Below are 1,403 nucleotides of genomic sequence, written 5' to 3'. Positions count from 1 at the left end.
CCAATATTCGCACTGACAGTGGTAACTGGGGATATGTCATATGTTGCACCAGTTGACACTGTCGTCGTCTTCCGGTCGGTGCCTACAGCATCGTCTGCATTGAAGTCTATGTAACTAACGCGCACGTTTCCCTGTAGAATCGGAGAGATTCTAAGTATTGCGGTTGCTGCATAGTCATCCGATCTATTGTCGAACAGGTTCGGGTTAATTGTGTTCGTATAGCTGCGTTCGCGGTGGCTGTAGCTGAACCGGAACCCCAAAGGATCATTCAAACCAGTTTGCCAGTCCAGGTTCCCACGTGTATTGACCTGGTCGCCCACGGTGCCGATGACATCAGAGGCATCGATGACACCATCCAGATTTATGTCGGTTAGTGACCGGTTGAAGGCCAAATCTCTCTCACGGTATTCGGCAAGCAATCGAAACTGGCTGTTAGCGTTGTCTCGTTGATATGTCAGCTGAGTGAACGGGTCCGAAAAGCTGGATTCTGTTCCAATGATTGGTTCGTTGGCGATCCGATACAGCCCCGACAGGTCGAAGGTCAGAGTAGATCCCGGTGTCTGGTTGACGAGGCCCAAGGCCAGTGTGTTCTCCCACCAAGTGGTCGACCCGAAGGAAGGGTCCGTTAGCCGGAGATTGTCATCATGCCGGAGTGATGACAGATAATCCAACGTTATGTTCAGCCCGGTTCCGGTGCCGCCGGTTTGCCGGGCGGCGGGCGGCAGGCCAACCCTGCGCGCAGGGTTTCGTTGAGCCTGTTGAGAGATGAGTTGTAAGCTGGGGGCGCGTTGTGTGGCCGTCGATGGCGCAGCCGTTTGCTGTACAGTTGTTTGTTGCGTCAGGTTCTGCTGTCCAACCGCAGGCGTCAGCGAAAAGAATAAAGCTACCCCGCCCCCCAGCGTGGTGGATAGTTTATTTTTGGATTTTCCCACCTGTATAAGCCCCTATTCGAACAAACGGCGTGCGGGCACCACAACAACGTCTCCGGTCTTAAGAACTGTATTGCCTTTGATGCCACTGCCCGAGCCATCGTAGTTATATTTATATTTGTTTACCGCGCCTGCTTTACTGTCAGCCCGGCGCAATTCGATGCGCTTGCGAGCCGCGAAATTGGTCAGGCCGCCAGCCTGGGCCAAAACCTGAAGAATAGTTGTTCCCTCGGTTGCAAGATATTTTCCGGGTGCGTTGACTTCACCCATGATAAAGACATCAATTGTCGGTCCGGTTGGAGTGAGAGATCCGGGAAACGCAGGAGGTGCGACCCTTGCAATCGATGTAAATACGGTCGGCGGTGCATTGAAATTTGGTGCCAGCGCCGATGCCAGGGATGAACTTAATCCATTAGTTGATAGTCCTCCTGCCCGAATTGATCCGGCAAGGGGAAAGGTGATGGAGCCGTCTGG

2 protein-coding genes are annotated in these 1,403 nt (G+C 53.3%); both read right to left on the bottom strand.

All coding sequences use genetic code 11. The features are described from left to right. The coding region (locus AC2FL1_RS23460; RefSeq protein WP_496878532.1) for a hypothetical protein at positions 1-932 on the bottom strand (932 nt) is incomplete at its 3' end. 12 nt (positions 933-944) lie between these two features. Further along, positions 945-1,403, bottom strand: a 459-nt coding sequence (locus tag AC2FL1_RS23455) for a polysaccharide biosynthesis/export family protein (RefSeq protein ID WP_496878531.1), incomplete at its 5' end; no start/stop codon positions are given.

Source organism: Ruegeria sp. YKSF070, assembly GCF_059612725.1.
This window is presented reverse-complemented; position numbering and strand designations above follow the sequence as displayed.